Annotated in this window: 10 protein-coding genes, 1 rRNA gene and 8 pseudogenes; 6 read left to right on the top strand and 13 right to left on the bottom strand. The window is 34.0% G+C overall.

Features of this window, described 5'->3' with window-relative positions:
* Window positions 1-100: 100 nt before the first annotated feature.
* The 4 genes and pseudogenes from O1Q06_RS08165 to O1Q06_RS08150 all read right to left on the bottom strand — a co-directional run.
* Complete coding sequence (locus O1Q06_RS08165; RefSeq protein WP_410542629.1) at window positions 101-1,321, bottom strand: tetratricopeptide repeat protein; 1,221 nt, start codon at window positions 1,319-1,321, stop codon at window positions 101-103.
* Window positions 1,318-2,049, bottom strand: coding sequence for a hypothetical protein (locus O1Q06_RS08160; RefSeq protein ID WP_007302451.1), 732 nt, complete (start codon window positions 2,047-2,049; stop codon window positions 1,318-1,320). The genes O1Q06_RS08165 and O1Q06_RS08160 overlap by 4 nt, the downstream gene beginning before the upstream one ends.
* Window positions 2,042-3,271 (bottom strand): lipoprotein-releasing ABC transporter permease subunit, encoded by a 1,230-nt coding sequence (locus O1Q06_RS08155; protein ID WP_410542628.1) that lies wholly within the window; start codon window positions 3,269-3,271, stop codon window positions 2,042-2,044. Before O1Q06_RS08155 ends, O1Q06_RS08160 begins: the two co-directional genes overlap by 8 nt.
* Before the next feature lie 116 nt (window positions 3,272-3,387).
* A pseudogene (locus O1Q06_RS08150) lies at window positions 3,388-3,582 on the bottom strand (mannose-1-phosphate guanyltransferase); the annotation flags it as partial.
* Window positions 3,583-3,676: 94 nt separating this feature from the next.
* Between O1Q06_RS08150 and O1Q06_RS08145 the strand changes: the two are divergent.
* The 3 genes and pseudogenes from O1Q06_RS08145 to O1Q06_RS08135 all read left to right on the top strand — a co-directional run.
* Window positions 3,677-4,221, top strand: a pseudogene (locus O1Q06_RS08145) (IS982 family transposase); the annotation flags it as partial.
* An 83-nt stretch (window positions 4,222-4,304) separates the two neighbouring features.
* Window positions 4,305-5,310, top strand: a protein-coding gene (locus O1Q06_RS08140) for an IS630 family transposase (protein ID WP_410542255.1) whose coding sequence is annotated in 2 segments (ribosomal slippage) — window positions 4,305-4,766 and window positions 4,768-5,310 — 1,005 coding nt in all. Because the reading frame shifts where the segments join, the coding sequence is not laid out codon by codon here.
* Between the two features lie 16 nt (window positions 5,311-5,326).
* A pseudogene (locus tag O1Q06_RS08135) lies at window positions 5,327-5,650 on the top strand (transposase); the annotation flags it as partial.
* Here the strand turns inward: O1Q06_RS08135 and O1Q06_RS08130 are convergent.
* From O1Q06_RS08130 to O1Q06_RS08110, 5 genes are all read right to left on the bottom strand, one after another.
* Window positions 5,647-6,768: a mannose-1-phosphate guanylyltransferase gene (locus tag O1Q06_RS08130; RefSeq protein WP_410542627.1), complete on the bottom strand. Its 1,122-nt coding sequence runs from the start codon at window positions 6,766-6,768 to the stop codon at window positions 5,647-5,649. The pseudogene O1Q06_RS08135 and the gene O1Q06_RS08130 sit on opposite strands and share 4 nt — an antisense overlap.
* A gap of 118 nt (window positions 6,769-6,886) precedes the next feature.
* Window positions 6,887-8,122 carry a hypothetical protein gene (locus tag O1Q06_RS08125; RefSeq protein ID WP_410542626.1) on the bottom strand — a complete coding sequence of 412 codons (1,236 nt, stop codon included), beginning with the start codon at window positions 8,120-8,122 and terminating at the stop codon, window positions 6,887-6,889.
* A gap of 76 nt (window positions 8,123-8,198) precedes the next feature.
* On the bottom strand, window positions 8,199-8,564 hold the full coding sequence (gene sdhD / locus O1Q06_RS08120) for a succinate dehydrogenase, hydrophobic membrane anchor protein (RefSeq protein ID WP_410542625.1): 366 nt from the start codon (window positions 8,562-8,564) through the stop codon (window positions 8,199-8,201).
* On the bottom strand, window positions 8,561-8,938 hold the full coding sequence (gene sdhC, locus O1Q06_RS08115) for a succinate dehydrogenase, cytochrome b556 subunit (RefSeq protein WP_410542624.1): 378 nt from the start codon (window positions 8,936-8,938) through the stop codon (window positions 8,561-8,563). The genes sdhD and sdhC overlap by 4 nt, the downstream gene beginning before the upstream one ends.
* A gap of 102 nt (window positions 8,939-9,040) precedes the next feature.
* Window positions 9,041-10,544: ribosomal RNA gene (locus tag O1Q06_RS08110) — 16S ribosomal RNA — on the bottom strand.
* A gap of 153 nt (window positions 10,545-10,697) precedes the next feature.
* On the opposite strand from O1Q06_RS08110, the gene O1Q06_RS08105 reads away from it, so the two are divergent.
* Window positions 10,698-11,315, top strand: coding sequence for a hypothetical protein (locus tag O1Q06_RS08105; RefSeq protein ID WP_410542623.1), 618 nt, complete (start codon window positions 10,698-10,700; stop codon window positions 11,313-11,315).
* 518 nt (window positions 11,316-11,833) lie between these two features.
* Here O1Q06_RS08105 and O1Q06_RS08100 read toward each other — a convergent pair.
* Together O1Q06_RS08100 and O1Q06_RS08095 are read right to left on the bottom strand one after the other, a co-directional pair.
* A pseudogene (locus O1Q06_RS08100) lies at window positions 11,834-12,043 on the bottom strand (transposase); the annotation flags it as partial.
* A gap of 11 nt (window positions 12,044-12,054) precedes the next feature.
* A pseudogene (locus O1Q06_RS08095) lies at window positions 12,055-12,700 on the bottom strand (IS630 family transposase); the annotation flags it as partial.
* Between the two features lie 526 nt (window positions 12,701-13,226).
* Here O1Q06_RS08095 and O1Q06_RS08090 point away from each other — a divergent pair.
* Window positions 13,227-13,727: pseudogene (locus O1Q06_RS08090) on the top strand (IS630-like element ISWpi10 family transposase); the annotation flags it as partial.
* Between the two features lie 15 nt (window positions 13,728-13,742).
* On the opposite strand, the pseudogene O1Q06_RS08085 reads toward O1Q06_RS08090, so the two are convergent.
* A pseudogene (locus tag O1Q06_RS08085) lies at window positions 13,743-14,611 on the bottom strand (IS982 family transposase).
* Window positions 14,612-14,699: 88 nt separating this feature from the next.
* Between O1Q06_RS08085 and O1Q06_RS08080 the strand changes: the two are divergent.
* Window positions 14,700-15,202, top strand: a pseudogene (locus O1Q06_RS08080) (IS630 family transposase); the annotation flags it as partial.
* 64 nt (window positions 15,203-15,266) lie between these two features.
* Here O1Q06_RS08080 and O1Q06_RS08075 read toward each other — a convergent pair.
* Window positions 15,267-15,614 carry an IS630 transposase-related protein gene (locus tag O1Q06_RS08075; protein ID WP_410542622.1) on the bottom strand — a complete coding sequence of 116 codons (348 nt, stop codon included), beginning with the start codon at window positions 15,612-15,614 and terminating at the stop codon, window positions 15,267-15,269.
* Window positions 15,615-15,665 lie beyond the last annotated feature (51 nt).

Below are 15,665 nucleotides of genomic sequence, written 5' to 3'. Positions count from 1 at the left end.
TTGGAATCAAACCTAACTAAGAAACTCACAGATTTACTGTTTTGAGATAAAGATTATATTAAAGCAATCTCGATGTAAAAGTATCACACCTTATGGAGTCTTATAATATAAGGTAAATACAATTAAGACTATTGCAACTTGAGCACTTATAATCCCATTGCTTTAGCTCTTTATTACAATCAACACATTTCCAACCTGGATCAGGCACAGCTTCTGAGTTCATCTTATTTAGCCAGTAAATTGCTTGATCATACTCTTGTAGCATAATCTTGAGCTGTACCATAACAAGGTAGATTGATATGTAATTAGCTTTTTTCATAGCAATATCTAAATGCTGACTTGCAAGATCATATTTCCCTAAGCTAATTGAAGACAAAGCAAGCAAGCAATAACTAAAATAATAATCAGGGCGTAAGTTATATAGTCTTTCAGCGCCTTTATTATTTAACTTGATATACATTCTAGCTGATTGAGGAGTAGGATTTACTCTATACTCTTCCTCTAATACTGTGGAAGCTTTTCTGATTTTTTCAAGCTTGATATATAATTCTGCCTTTAAATAATTGATGGGCTGAAAAGTTGCATAATAACTTTGTGCTTTAGCTAAATAATCTATAGCTTTGCAAAAACTTCCTTTACTTTCGTATTGCTTTGCTAAAGCGCAATAAAAAACCGCTAACATCTTTTTACGATCAAAGGGAAGAAAAATATTGAATTTGATAGCTTCCTTTAACTTTGAAATTGCATTTATCCAATCTTCTTGCAATATACAATGCTCTATTTGAAAGGGAATAGACAAAATTTTATCATTAATTGAACTAGAGCAATATTCTATAAATTTTTGAAAGACTAACCTTTCTTGCTTTAGGTGAATAATCAGTTTATTGATCAGAAGTAGAGCTAAGTTGCGATTTTTACTTGCAATACTCGTTAAATTATGGCTGAAAAAGCTGTAATTTCCCGTTTTACCTAAATTAAAGAGCTTTACTAAAGATAATTTATCACTTTCTTCATTTAGATTTTTAATTAGCTTATTGGTGTTCTCTATATTACCTAAGTCTAAGCTAAAGAAAGCTTCAAAGAGAAGCAATTCTTCCCTACTTCTTCTTCTATTTTTTATGTTAGCAAATGTTGATGAAATAGAAGAACAAAAACGTGCAACTGCAATCAATAAAAATAATAAGACTACGCAAGCAAGAATAACGAAATATAGATCAATACTTATAGTGTAATTGCCTAATTCCAATTTTATTACTTCACCACTTACCTTGATCCATATGCCAAATAAAAACGAAAAAGCAAAAATTATAAAATAAATCATGAGATGTATTGTAATAAGTGACGATATATTATTGAAGTATTCTTGAAAGCTACAATAAAATCATTCAATTTATTAAGCCATGGTTTGAATTCTGGGTATGTTAAGTCACTTATTGCGGTGGCTATGCTCTGCCAATCATTATCGCTTATTAATTCTTCAATTTCCGCAAGCTTTAACCTGAGTGGATCACTACGATCATCTATCTTTATCCAATTTGAAATGATTTTTTTAAACAAGTTACTTTTATTGTAGTTAATAACAGTCATGTTCTTCTCAAAAGACAATTTCAACCCGCATAAAGTATCTACCTCTTTCAAATTTTCCAATTCATTGACTGCATTTTCTATTTCTGGATCGTCAAGCTCTGATATCAAAGGCTTTATTGAATTTATATGATTATCAAACTTGGCTTCTTGCAATAACGAATTCTTCATCTTAATCACAAGTAGCAGCAACTTTGCGAGGTTCTTATGCCTTGAACTACCGTCACCTTGCTCACATTGAGTGTGCAGATTTCTCTTTAAATCAAATATCTTTTTCTCTACCTTAATTTGATTAACTTCAAGCAACATTTTAAGTTCATCTATCTTTTCCGTTACAATACTTATACTATTTTCACTCTCTTGCTGATTTATTTTAAAAAATATTATGTTATTTATTGTAATATAGCTAACAAACAACAATATAATTAAGAACCAACCTATGCATTTTCTCCAAGTATCATTCATAACGTAATATCTCCACAGGATCTTGAGCAGCTGCTTGTAATGCAGGAGGAATTGTCGCTAAAAATGATAAGAACAATGCAAGTGCAGAAATGTTAATCACATCTTGAGAGACTAATATCACTGGCAAACTTGAAAAAAAGTATATCATAGGATCAAACAGTTTGATGTTGGTAATGTTTTCTAAAAACACTCTAATACTTTCAATATTGAGAGAAAAAACAACCCCTATAATAGAGCCAAGACAAGTTCCTGTAAAACCAATCAGCAATCCACAAGCACAAAATATGCGCATAATGCTTCCGCTTGTTGCACCAAACGTACGCATAATTGCAATTGCAGATTTCTTTTCTTGCACTATCATCATCAAATTTGAGACAATATTAAATGCTGCTACAACTATAATTAAAGTGAGAATTAAAAACATCACATTTCTTTCAGTCTTTAAAGCATTAACATAATGGCTTTGCTGAGACTGCCAACTTTCAGCTCTCATTCCTGTTTCTTTTGCTATAGCGTTTGCTAGCTTATTAGCCATAGCAATATCATCTACAAACACTTCTATATTTCTCACATTATCTTTATAATTAAAAAAAGCTTTAGCTGACTTTATGGGCATATACATTAAGGTATTGTCGTACTCAAACATACCCATATCAAATATTGCTACAACTTTATATTCTTTCATTTTTGGTATTTCACCAGACAGTGCATCAAATCCTTCAGGTGATATAAGCATAATGTTATCACCATAATCAATATTCAAAGCTTCTGCTAATCTTGCCCCTATTATGATACCTTCATCGAATTTTTCCACGTTACCCATAACTACATTATTCTTAACGATAGTATTATTAAGTAAGTCTTTAGTTGACACACCACGGACTACGCTACCCACAATTCCACTATTTGCTGCAACGATCACTTGATCATTGGTCATAGAAGTAGCTTTTAATACACCTGGGATTTTCTCAATAGATTTTAACACTGCGTGGTAATCTGAATTTATGCTTCTATCAAAGTAAACATTAATATGACCATTAATGCCAAGTACAGAGTCGAGCAGCTTTGCTCTGAACCCATTCATTACAGACATTACTACTATTAGCGTTGCAACTCCAAGAGCAATACCAATAATAGAAAACAAGGCCATTATAGAGCAAAATCTAGAATTCTTTGCTCGCAAATAGCGAATAGCCATAGTAAATTCAAAGGCAATAGACATTATACTAAGATTTAAATATCATACTTTTTATGCTTCATATAACTGTAATTTTTCCTTTACCTCAAATTAGGTTGTCTAAATTTAGCAAGCTTATTGAATATATTCAATGTTCTATATTAAGACCTTCCATATATATCGTCCAATCTTACTATATCATTATCAGATAAAAACTTTCCTACCTGAAACTCAACTATCTCAAGAGGAAATCTTGTACTTTTATTCTCAATTTTATGAAACACCTTCCTTGGAATCTCTACTACATGATTTTTTGTTATAGCATATGTTTTGTCATCTAAACTCACGCATCCAACCCCTGATAACGCTAATTCTGGATTAAAAAGAGAATAGAAAAGTCAGGAGAGTAGGGTAAACTCAACAAATAGAAAAAAATAGATGAGGTTACCCATGGAAGATATAACAAAACTGTTTTGTCTGGTCGATGATTTTTGCAGAGATATAGAGAAAAATTTTGCAGATAAACTACTGCCAAACGGTAAAAACCCACAAGAGTGCCAGAAATTACACATTCGGAAATTATCACAATAATCCTCCTGTATCAGCAATCTCCCTGTGAAAATTTTAAGGCTTTCTACCTGCATTACCTAACATTGCTCTACAAATCAGAGTTTTCGAAGTTGCCTTCATACACTAGGTTTGTTGCTCTAAAGCCCAGGGTTTTGTGGCATTTAGCCATGCTATTACAGTGCCTTTGCGGATGGTCAGAACTTACTGGAATCTCATACATAGATACAACTCCTATTGCAGTTTGCCATGCAAAAAGAATATCAAGAAATAAGGTTTTTGCTGGAATTGCAAAATTAAGCAAGAGTACATATGGCTGGTTTTTCGGCTTTAAACTACATTTGATAATTAACGAGAAAGGTGAAATTCAAGCTTTTACGCTTACAAGAGGTAATGTTGACGATAGAGAGCCTGTAGCAAACCTAACTAATACCAATTCCCGCTATACAAGCAACGAATAGAAAATAATGGAAAAAAGCCATACTGAAGTAAGTAAAATAGCGAGGTTTAGATGGCATTAAGATCAAAATTATTGGATGAAAAAGTGGTGAAATCAGCAAAAGAGATGCTGAAGAGAGTAAGAAATAATGCGTATGTTGCAAAAAAACTAAATGCTGTAATTGCAGCAAAAAAGCACAGTATAACAGCTGTAGCAAAAATATGTTGCATTTCGAGAAAGGCAATTACTACATGGATAAAGCACATAAAATTTGGAAGAGAAGAAAAATTATTTGCTCCACCTCAACGCCGTAGAAAAACTATATTGAACCAAAGTCAACTTGAACGAATTGAGTTGTGGATAGAGGAAAACCCCAATATTACTATTAGAGAAATGAGAATAAGAATCCAAGAAAGATTTGGTTTGAATATCAGCAAATCCGCAATACATCGTAATATGCAAAGAATGAAATTCTCATATATCACACCAAGACCAGTTCATAGTGGACAAGATAAAAACAAGCAAGAGGAGTTTAAAAAAAAACCTCAATGAAACTATTGTCATGCATTCTGAAAAAGAGCTATTTTTCTTCGATGAATCACGGTTTGGTACACATTCAAAAGTTGGGCATGGGTGGTTTAAAAAAGGCAGTAGGACACAGGTTAAGGTAAAATTAGGTAGGGAAAATTTTTATCTCTATAGTGCAGTTAATCCCAGAAATGGAGAGAATTTTAGCTTATTTGCACCAAACGTCAACACTGATTGTATAAATATATTCCTTGAACAGATGTCGCAATATTTAGGAATACGAAAGGCTTTTCTCTTGATGGATTGCGCTAGTTGGCATAAGTCAAAAAATTTAAAGGCACCTAAAAATATCGAAATTATATACCTACCACCATACTCACCTGAACTCAATCCTGTTGAGAGGTTTTGGTTATATATAAAACAGAACATTTTACGCAATAAAATCTACGATACAATTGTTCTGCTTGAATGCGCTTTGTGTAAATTTATTACCTCTCTTTCCCCTTCCACGGTTAAACAACTCTGCTATGCTTCTTATTTGGTTCATTAATAATGAGAATTGGTATAAGAAATTAACCGGTCTTTTGTTTGGTGATAAAGGCTATATTAAAAAAGAGCTTTTCCAAGAGTTGTTTAACCGCGGTTTGAAACTTGTTACCAAGGTGAAAAAGGGGATGAAAAACACATTAATTTCACTACATGAAAAGATTTTGCTGAGAAAAAGGTCGATCATTGAGACGATTTTTGGCTACCTCAAAAATAGACTTGAAATTGAACATACTCGCCATAGATCTCCCGTTAATTTCTTGGTTCACATCTTTTCTACTCTCATTTCCTATTCCTTGAAATCCAAAAAGCCTTCCATTTCCTATACTTTCTTCCTTCCTTAATCCAGAATTAGCGTTGATAGTATTATATGGTACTCATCTCTATAGTGGTGAAATTGCTTAGAAGTGCAGCTCAGTGGATTTATAAAAAGGTATTTTATAAGAAAATCCTTGCCCATTAAAACTACACTATAAAATCCCCATGGCTTAATCTCTTTCCTTATTGGCTTTACTTCCTTAACTTTATTAATGAACAACATTAGGCTCTTACTTGGCCGTTTATAAACTCTACCTAGTAAATTTTTTGCATCATTTTCTGTCATCAAAACTGGCTCTCTTCCTTTGATTACAGCTTGAAACGACTCAAAATTCTTATTAAATCTCTTACTTAACTCTAAAACTGAACCCCAAGTGCCAACATCCATCCAATCGAAATTGGCTTCTATCATTACAATATTTTCTGCTTTTTCTATCACTAGGTGATCAATAGATGTATCACCCATTCCTGCACAATTTTGCTGTTCTAAATACAGAAATCTCTCTCGTGATACAAAATGCTTCATACTTTCACAACATAAATTATAGAGAGTCGGAGCAATTTTTTTTATCTCATCTATATAGCGTTTTGCTCTAAACACAAATATTCCAGAGTTCCAATAATGATCGTTACTTACCTTACGCTCGGGTTTTTCTGTAAAATCTTTTACTATATGACATTTTTCTTTCTGACCATATACTGCATTTATATAGCCGTATTCAGAATTGAATTCATGAGGCTTTACCCCAAAAGTGACTATAGAGTCAGTTTCAGAGGCTAGCTTAGACGCTTTCTCAATAGAAACATAAAAACTATTCAAATCACCTATAAAATGGTCTGAAGGCAGAACTAAGATTGTCTCGTTCCTATCGCAGAGAAGCACAGCAATTAGTATTGCTGCCGCTGTCCCAATTTTAACTGGTTCAAAAACTACTTTACATTCTTGTAATGCATGTAATTCCTGCATCAATAATGACTCATATTGTATATTTGTAGTAATGATGGGTGGCATATAATCGCCTTTTAGCCTCAACAAAGTGTTGTGAAACATAGTATTCTGACTAAATATTTTCTGAAATTGCTTTGGCTTAGATAGAGGCCAAAGTCTGCTGCCACTACCACCACACAGTATTACAGGGCGCATTTAATTAAGATATTAATTATTTGATTAATATCTTATACTAACGGCAAAATGCATGCAAGTTTTTTTTGTGAGATGATTAAAGTAAAAAGTAATTTAAAGTGATGGTTGACTACGAGCATTATGGAATCCCTACATTCCGTGATGAGTCTTGTCTTCTTTCTATCTCTCTATCAATATGAGGAGTGCTGCTTTTTTGATTAACGGCTGCAGCTATTTTTTTATCAGTTTTGTTTTGCGGCTTCTCCTTTAAGCTTTCTCCAACACCTGATTCTCTGGATTTATCTATACTTTCACTACTTTTATTCAGCGCCTTTTCCAATTCTCTTTCAATACCTGGACTTCTAGCGTCAAGCTCATCCCATGTGCCCACTATACTGAGTGGCTTATGATCCTTCTTCTTCGGCTTTGGCCTTTCCCCATTTGTAACAACATTAAAGTCGCTTTTTATTTCTTTCCAACATTCTTTCAATTGGTGTTTCCACATAGTAAGATAAGCATCACCATACTTTTTCTCATTTGCTACAAATAATAAAATTGGAACCTTAAGTATTGTAGCTCCCATATTTACTAAATTTTTTACTACCACTGCAGAAGTGAAAAAAAGATAACCAAAAGATTTTGCAACTCGATTTTTTCTAGCTATCAAATTCTCTCCTAATTTTATAGGAATGAAAGTCAGCAGTCTAGCACAAATCTTAGCTAAACCCGCAGCAAAAACAATAGGAACAGATATCAGACTTTTATCTAGCTCTAGACTACCATTTTGATCTCTAATTTCTGAAAAATTAGTGCTTAATTTTTTATAATTACTAGTGTATAGTAATTCTTCATTTCTTCCCTTTTCATCAACAACTCCCTGAACTTTACCCTCTCCATTTTTTACCTTTTTCATTAGCACAGAAGAGTGAGTTAATTCAAACGGATATTTAGGATCATTAGTTTTTTTAGCTTCAAAAATTGGAATATGTTTTTCAAGATCGATTTTTGAAAATTCAAATGGTTTATAGTAGCCATCATAATGCTTAACATCCTTGTTTTTTTCCCGATTACGATTAACTAAAAAGTCAATGGTAAAATAGGACCTATCATCCGTTTTCTCGACAAGAGCTAATTCAAAAATTTTCTTGCCATACAAAAGTTTATATATAGTCTCATCATTACTATTCTTACTTTCTACAACTTTCCCAGATTTTACAATCTGATCGTAATTCTTTGGATATTTGCATTTTCTTCCATCTGTATATGTCATTACCTTTCTAAGATCCTTGACACAAATTTGAGATTCAGATGAAGCAAATAAACCTTTTGCTTTAAGCGTAAAGTCTGCTACTCCTTTTTTTAACACTCCAAACATGTTGTCAAACCAAAATCACTATAGCTCAATAATAAAATTAGTAAACTAATAATATACTAACACAGAACTAACAATTTTACAAGAAAATATGCCTATAAAAGAAAAAAGTCGTAAAAGCAAGGACTATATAAGTAATGCTTGATAAGTATTTTATGCATGTAATTGTAAAAATCCTTAGAGGTACGCTGTCTATATAATCTTCACACACTACCTGCATTCCAAGAACTGCATGCCAAAAAATGCAAAACACCAGTATAACAAAAAACAAAAGCTCTAGTGGATGATTAATAGCCTGAAATAATTTTTCATTAAAAGATAAAGGGCTATCAACATAAAATGTGCAAGAAAATAAGTAAATAAACCAAGGAAGTAAAAATAACAAAGTCACCGCAGAAATACGCTGGATCCACCAATGATGTACTGAATTTACAGATTGACTCATATAAATATAAATAAAAAAGCCATAGTAGAAAGAAATAGCATTATTGTTAGTAACATAGCACTTCTTAAAACACTAGCAATTTCTAAATTAAGCCCAGCATCCCACAACAAATGACGAATACCATTAAGAAAATGATACATAAAGCTTACAAAGCATAAGATATAAGCTAATTTAGCAACAGGAGTGAACAATAATGCATTTAAGCACCTTACTATAATTAACTTAGGGGAGTAAACATATAATATAAAATACCAAGAAAATATGATTAATAAAAGAAATAGCAAGATACCAGTCAATCTATGCATAATAGAAAAAAAACTAGTAACTTGTACTTTATATATTTGTAAATATGGGGAAAGAGGCCTGTTACTCATAAAATTTCGTTATCGAGAAATTAAAAAATAAAGTAGAAGTAAAGACAGCAGTATAGTACATAATGACACTATTATTTAAAACGGTGAATTACGTACAAAGCCTAAGGAGGTAATCCAGCTGCAGATTCCCCTACTGCTACCTTGTTACGACTTCACCCCAGTCACTGATTCCACTTTAAATAACTCCTTCCTTGCGGTTAGGCCATTAGCTTCGAGTGAAACCAATTCCCATGGCGTGACGGGCAGTGTGTACAAGACCCGAGAACGTATTCACCGTGGCATGCTGATCCACGATTACTAGCGATTCCAACTTCATGTACTCGAGTTGCAGAGTACAATCCGAACTGAGATGTCTTTTAGGGATTAGCTTAGGCTTGCGCACCTTGCAACCCATTGTAGACACCATTGTAGCACGTGTGTAGCCCACTCCATAAAGGCCATGATGACTTGACATCATCCCCACCTTCCTCCAGCTTATCACTGGCAGTTTCCTTAAAGTACTCAGCATTACCTGATGGCAACTAAGGATGAGGGTTGCGCTCGTTGCGGGACTTAACCCAACATCTCACGACACGAGCTGACGACAGCCATGCAACACTTGTGTAAAATCCGGCCGAACCGACCCTATCCCTTCGAATAGGTATGATTTTCATGTCAAGAAGTGGTAAGGTTTTTCGCGTTGCATCGAATTAAACCACATGCTCCACCGCTTGTGCGGGTCCCCGTCAATTCCTTTGAGTTTTAATCTTGCGACCGTAGTCCCCAGGCGGAATGTTTAACGCGTTAGCTGTAATACAGAAAGTAAACTCCCCATATTTAACATTCATCGTTTACAGCGTGGACTACCAGGGTATCTAATCCTGTTTGCTCCCCACGCCTTCGCGCTTCAGCGTCAGATTTGAACCAGATAGACGCCTTCGCCACCGGTGTTCCTCCTAATATTTACGAATTTTACCTCTACATCAGGAATTCCTCTATCCTCTTTCAATCTCTAGATTAATAGTTTTAAAAGCAATTCCAAGGTTAAGCCTCGGGATTTCACTTTTAACTTATTAACCAGCCTACGCGCCCTTTACGCCCAATAATTCCGAATAACGCTAGCCCTCTCCGTATTACCGCGGCTGCTGGCACGGAGTTAGCCAGGACTTCTTCTGTGAGTACCGTCATTATCTTCCTCACTAAAAGAGCTTTACAACCCAAAGGCCTTCTTCACTCATGCGGCATGGCTGGATCAGGCTTTCGCCCATTGTCCAATATTCCCCACTGCTGCCTCCCGTAGGAGTCTGGACCGTATCTCAGTTCCAGTGTGGCTGATCATCCTCTCAGATCAGCTATAGATCATTACCTTGGTAGGCTATTACCCCACCAACTAGCTAATCTAATATAGGCTCATCTAATAGCAATAAATTTTTCCCCCGTAGGGCGTATACGGTATTAGTTGTCGTTTCCAACAATTATTCCGTACTACTAGGTAGATTCCTATACATTACTCACCCGTCTGCCACTAAGTTACACCATAGCAAGCTACAATATAACTCCGTTCGACTTGCATGTGTTAGGCCTGCCGCCAGCGTTCATTCTGAGCCAGGATCAAACTCTCAAATTTAGACTTCAACCTATAAAAGGTTGAGGGTACATCGGATAAATCCGACAAAAAATAATTTAGCTTAATACTGCTGTCTTTATTTCTACTTTAGAAATACTTCAATCTCCAACTATTCAAACAACTTTAAGGATATTATTATGTGATATAATCACTATGTCAATATGTTTTTGCAAATCAAAAGCATTAATGTATAAATATATAACTATTTGGAATATTACCATGAAAAAATACATTTTTCTGCTTACACTTGCGCCAATGTTAGTTGGCATCACATTATACTTATTGCGCAACATTGATAACACAAAACAATCTATAGCTGCAGGTGACAAGTTTTACGAAGTATTTTTCTTAAAAAAAGATAATAAGTCGCTGCTAGAAGAAATAGATTCACATTGGAAGTATTTAGCAAATTTTGAACGCGCATTCAATCATATCTCAGATTCAATGCCAACAGACACAGCATCTATTATTTATAATAATTTGGCAGACGATAAAGATGCTCCTGATGTTTTACGTGAGTTAGCACAATACTTAGAAGTAATGAGCTTACTTCACTCCAGCGGTGAAAAAACAAATAAAGATAAAATTAGTAATTTAGAATCAAATGCAGTGTACCCTTATTCAAGCCAAGAAGCTATCGCTATAGTAAAGATACACAGTAACGACATTAAAGGTGCAATTGAAATATTGCATTCATTATTAAATGATAGAGAATGTCCGACTCTAATCAAGGCCAATGCACAAGAATTACTTCGGATATACAAAAACTAAAAAAACTTGCTTGCATAACAATTTGGCAGCGCATCTAATGAAATAAAGAACTTTACTTGACAAACCTCCCTATTTTATTAGGGCACTAAAAGTATTTATGACTCAAAATTTGTTTTTGACTGTAGGATCAATCACAAAATCCAGTAAAAACTTAGGTGTTTATTGGTAGATTACATAAAATTATAGCGGTTTTTTAAATTTTTTCTATATTCAGCCAAGTCGCGCTTGTTAGAACATTATTACAGCACCACTTACAGCAATATAGAGTCAAAATTTCACTACTCAGAGGTTCCTTTTACCTTTTTATTTAGTAAGACTTCTCTATATTTATAGTTAATATATCAAAGAATAAACTTCACTAGCAGAACGTCATTCTAGCACTAAAATGATAAAAAGAGGATAAAATCGCAATAGCTATGTATCAAGCACCGTTGTATTTTCTCTATATTTTAGATTATTTTGTTTACCCCCCTCCCTTTACCATTCAGCTACGCAGATAGTTATACCAATTCTCATTATTAATGAACCAAATAAGAAGCATAGCAGAGTTGTTTAACCGTGGAAGGGGAAAGAGAGGTAATAAATTTACACAAAGCGCATTCAAGCAGAACAATTGTATCGTAGATTTTATTGCGTAAAATGTTCTGTTTTATATATAACCAAAACCTCTCAACAGGATTGAGTTCAGGTGAGTATGGTGGTAGGTATATAATTTCGATATTTTTAGGTGCCTTCCATTTCTGGGATTAACTGCACTATAGAGATAAAAATTTTCCCTACCTAATTTTACCTTAACCTGTGTCCTACTGCCTTTTTTAAACCACCCATGCCCAACTTTCGAATGTGTACCAAACCGTGATTCATCGAAGAAAAATAGCTCTTTTTCAGAATGCATGACAATAGTTTCATTGAGGTTTTTTTTTAAACTCCTCTTGCTTGTTTTTATCTTGTCCACTATGAACTGGTCTTGGTGTGATATATGAGAATTTCATTCTTTGCATATTACGATGTATTGCGGATTTTCTGATATTCAAACCAAATCTTTCTTGGATTCTTATTCTCATTTCTCTAATAGTAATATTGGGGTTTTCCTCTATCCACAACTCAATTCGTTCAAGTTGACTTTGGTTCAATATAGTTTTTCTACGGCGTTGAGGTGGAGCAAATAATTTTTCTTCTCTTCCAAATTTTATGTGCTTTATCCATGTAGTAATTGCCTTTCTCGAAATGCAACATATTTTTGCTACAGCTGTTATACTGTGCTTTTTTGCTGCAATTACAGCATTTAGTTTTTTTGCAACATACGCATTATTTCTTACTCTCTTCAGCATCTCTTTTGCTGATTTCACCACTTTTTCATCCAATAATTTTGATCTTAATGCCATCTAAACCTCGCTATTTTACTTACTTCAGTATGGCTTTTTTCCATTATTTTCTATTCGTTGCTTGTATAGCGGGAATTGGTATTACTACAAACCGTAAAGATGTTTAAAAGAAATCTAATTTTTAATCAACTCATACATTTCATTACCAACTTCACAACAAGGTTCTGCAGTTGGATAAAAATAATCAAAAAAGAAATAATCCTTTAGTATTTCTGTGCTTCATCCAGAATTATAGTAAGTATCAAGCCTTCCTTTAAATATCAACAAGAGTATCTTTATACTTTTTCCAAATCACCCTACCCTAAACTGGTCTACGATGTTTGATAGGTATGCATCTCGATCATTTAACCCTTTGCTCTTATATTTACCAAGCATACTTTTCATTTTAGAGTTAAGATCGAATGCTTTTATTTCAAGATCTGCACCTTTCTTCATATAATCTAATACCAATTCCCACTATGTAAAGAACAGATAGACAATAATGGGAAAGAAGTGATACTAGAGTAGATAAAATAGAGAGGTATAAATGGCATTAAGGTCAAAACTGTTAGACGAAAAAGTTGTAAATTTGGCGAAAGAAATGTTAAAAAAGGTCAGAAATAACGCATATGTTTCAAAAAAGTTACAAGCGGTGATAGCAGGAAAAGAAAGTAGTATAAGCGCTGTGGCAAGAATATGTAAAATTTCAAGGACTGCTTTGACTGAATGGATAAAGCATCTAAAATTTGGTAGAGTAGAAAAATTATTTTCCCCTTCTCAGCGGCGAAGAAAAAGCAAATTAAACAAAAATCAACGTGAGCAAATTGAAATATGGGTAGAAAGAAATCCAAATATTACTATTAAGGAAGTGCAAATAAAAATCTCAGAGGAATTTGGCCTAAACATTAGCAAATCAACAGTGCATCGTGAGATACAAAGGATGAAGTTTTCTTATATAACACCGAGGCCAATTCACCATAAACAAGATAAAAACAAGCAAGAAGAGTTTAAAAAATACTTCAATAAAATAGTCAATTCCCACCCTGAAAACGCTAATTCTGGATTAAGGAAGGAAGAAAGTATAGGAAATGGAAGGCTTTTTGGATTTCAAGGAATAGGAAATAAGAGTAGAAAAGATGTGAACCAAGAAATTAACGGGAGATCTATGGCGAGTATGTTCAATTTCAAGTCTATTTTTGAGGTAGCCAAAAATCGTCTCAATGATCGACCTTTTTCTCAGCAAAATCTTTTCATGTAGTGAAATTAATGCGTTTTTCATCCCCTTTTTCACCTTGGTAACAAGTTTCAAACCGCGGTTAAACAACTCTTGGAAAAGCTCTTTTTTAATATAGCCTTTATCACCAAACAAAAGACCGGTTAATTTCTTAGTTAGGTTTGCTACAGGCTCTCTATCGTCAACATTACCTCTTGTAAGCGTAAAAGCTTGAATTTCACCTTTCTCGTTAATTATCAAATGTAGTTTAAAGCCGAAAAACCAGCCATATGTACTCTTGCTTAATTTTGCAATTCCAGCAAAAACCTTATTTCTTGATATTCTTTTTGCATGGCAAACTGCAATAGGAGTTGTATCTATGTATGAGATTCCAGTAAGTTCTGACCATCCGCAAAGGCACTGTAATAGCATGGCTAAATGCCACAAAACCCTGGGCTTTAGAGCAACAAACCTAGTGTATGAAGGCAACTTCGAAAACTCTGATTTGTAGAGCAATGTTAGGTAATGCAGGTAGAAAGCCTTAAAATTTTCACAGGGAGATTGCTGATACAGGAGGATTATTGTGATAATTTCCGAATGTGTAATTTCTGGCACTCTTGTGGGTTTTTACCGTTTGGCAGTAGTTTATCTGCAAAATTTTTCTCTATATCTCTGCAAAAATCATCGACCAGACAAAACAGTTTTGTTATATCTTCCATGGGTAACCTCATCTATTTTTTTCTATTTGTTGAGTTTACCCTACTCTCCTGACTTTTCTATTCTCTTTTTAATCCAGAATTAGCGTTGAAAAGGAGGTATTTTTTTGATGAATCACGATTTGGAACTCATTCAAAAATCGGACACGGATGGTTTAAAAAAGGGGTCAGAACGCAGGTTAAATGAAAATTGGTAGACAAAATTTCTATATCTACAGTGCGGTAAATCCAAGAAGTGGTAAGAAAATTAGCCTACTTGCTCCATATGTAAACACTAATTGTATGAATATATTTCTGGAGCAGATGTCGAAAGATTTAGGCACGAAAAAAGCCTTTCTTGTAATGGATTGTGCAGGCTGGCATAGATCAAAAAGTTTGAAAATTCAGAAAAACATTACCATTATATACTTGCCTCCTTATTCACCAGAACTAAATCCTGTTGAGAGGTTGTGGCAATATATCAAACACAATACTTTACGCAACAGAGTCTACGATACCATAGGCTTACTTGAAGATGTTCTGTGTAATTTTATTGTCAGTATTTCCAGTGCTACTATTAAACGAGTTTGTAATGTTTCTTATTTGTTCGATTAGTAATGGAATTTGGTATAAGATGCTGGAATGGTCTATTTTTGAGATTTTATCAATAAATTGCTGCCTATCTTCTTGATTGCGCTCTTGATATAGTGTAACTTTTTTTTAAAGTAATTTTTAGCTGTTTTAGTCTATACCAAATTGAATTTATTCCAAATCCAAGATTTTGTTTCATCTCTGCCAGAGTATGATCTGGATTCTTTGTAACATATTCTTCGAGTATTTTTGGGTCTATTTTTCGAATAAAGCTACCGTTTTTAGATGGCTTTAGGCTTTCACCAACAGCTTTCTTTTTTAACCAGCGGTACAGCGTTGCTATTCCTATCTCCATGAGCTCTGCTATCTCAACCTTTGTCTTCCCTTTTTCTATCATCAATACTGCCTTTTCCCTTAAATCCACACTATATGCCATTATAACTCAAATACTTTATTATACCTTTATCATTTACTTTGGGAAATACTA

The organism is Wolbachia endosymbiont of Tetranychus urticae, from assembly GCF_046529255.1.
Classification (GTDB): Bacteria; Pseudomonadota; Alphaproteobacteria; order Rickettsiales; family Anaplasmataceae; genus Wolbachia.
This window is presented reverse-complemented; position numbering and strand designations above follow the sequence as displayed.

Bases quoted from the DNA above. Each gene is read 5' to 3' on its own strand.
- O1Q06_RS08165 (WP_410542629.1), bottom strand. From the start codon at position 1,321: ATGATTTATTTTATAATTTTTGCTTTTTCGTTTTTATTTGGCATATGG.
- O1Q06_RS08160 (WP_007302451.1), bottom strand. From the start codon at position 2,049: ATGAATGATACTTGGAGAAAATGCATAGGTTGGTTCTTAATTATATTG.
- O1Q06_RS08155 (WP_410542628.1), bottom strand. From the start codon at position 3,271: ATGTCTATTGCCTTTGAATTTACTATGGCTATTCGCTATTTGCGAGCA.
- O1Q06_RS08130 (WP_410542627.1), bottom strand. From the start codon at position 6,768: ATGCGCCCTGTAATACTGTGTGGTGGTAGTGGCAGCAGACTTTGGCCT.
- O1Q06_RS08125 (WP_410542626.1), bottom strand. From the start codon at position 8,122: ATGTTTGGAGTGTTAAAAAAAGGAGTAGCAGACTTTACGCTTAAAGCA.
- sdhD (WP_410542625.1), bottom strand. From the start codon at position 8,564: ATGAGTCAATCTGTAAATTCAGTACATCATTGGTGGATCCAGCGTATT.
- sdhC (WP_410542624.1), bottom strand. From the start codon at position 8,938: ATGAGTAACAGGCCTCTTTCCCCATATTTACAAATATATAAAGTACAA.
- O1Q06_RS08105 (WP_410542623.1), top strand. From the start codon at position 10,698: ATGTCAATATGTTTTTGCAAATCAAAAGCATTAATGTATAAATATATA.
- O1Q06_RS08075 (WP_410542622.1), bottom strand. From the start codon at position 15,614: ATGGCATATAGTGTGGATTTAAGGGAAAAGGCAGTATTGATGATAGAA.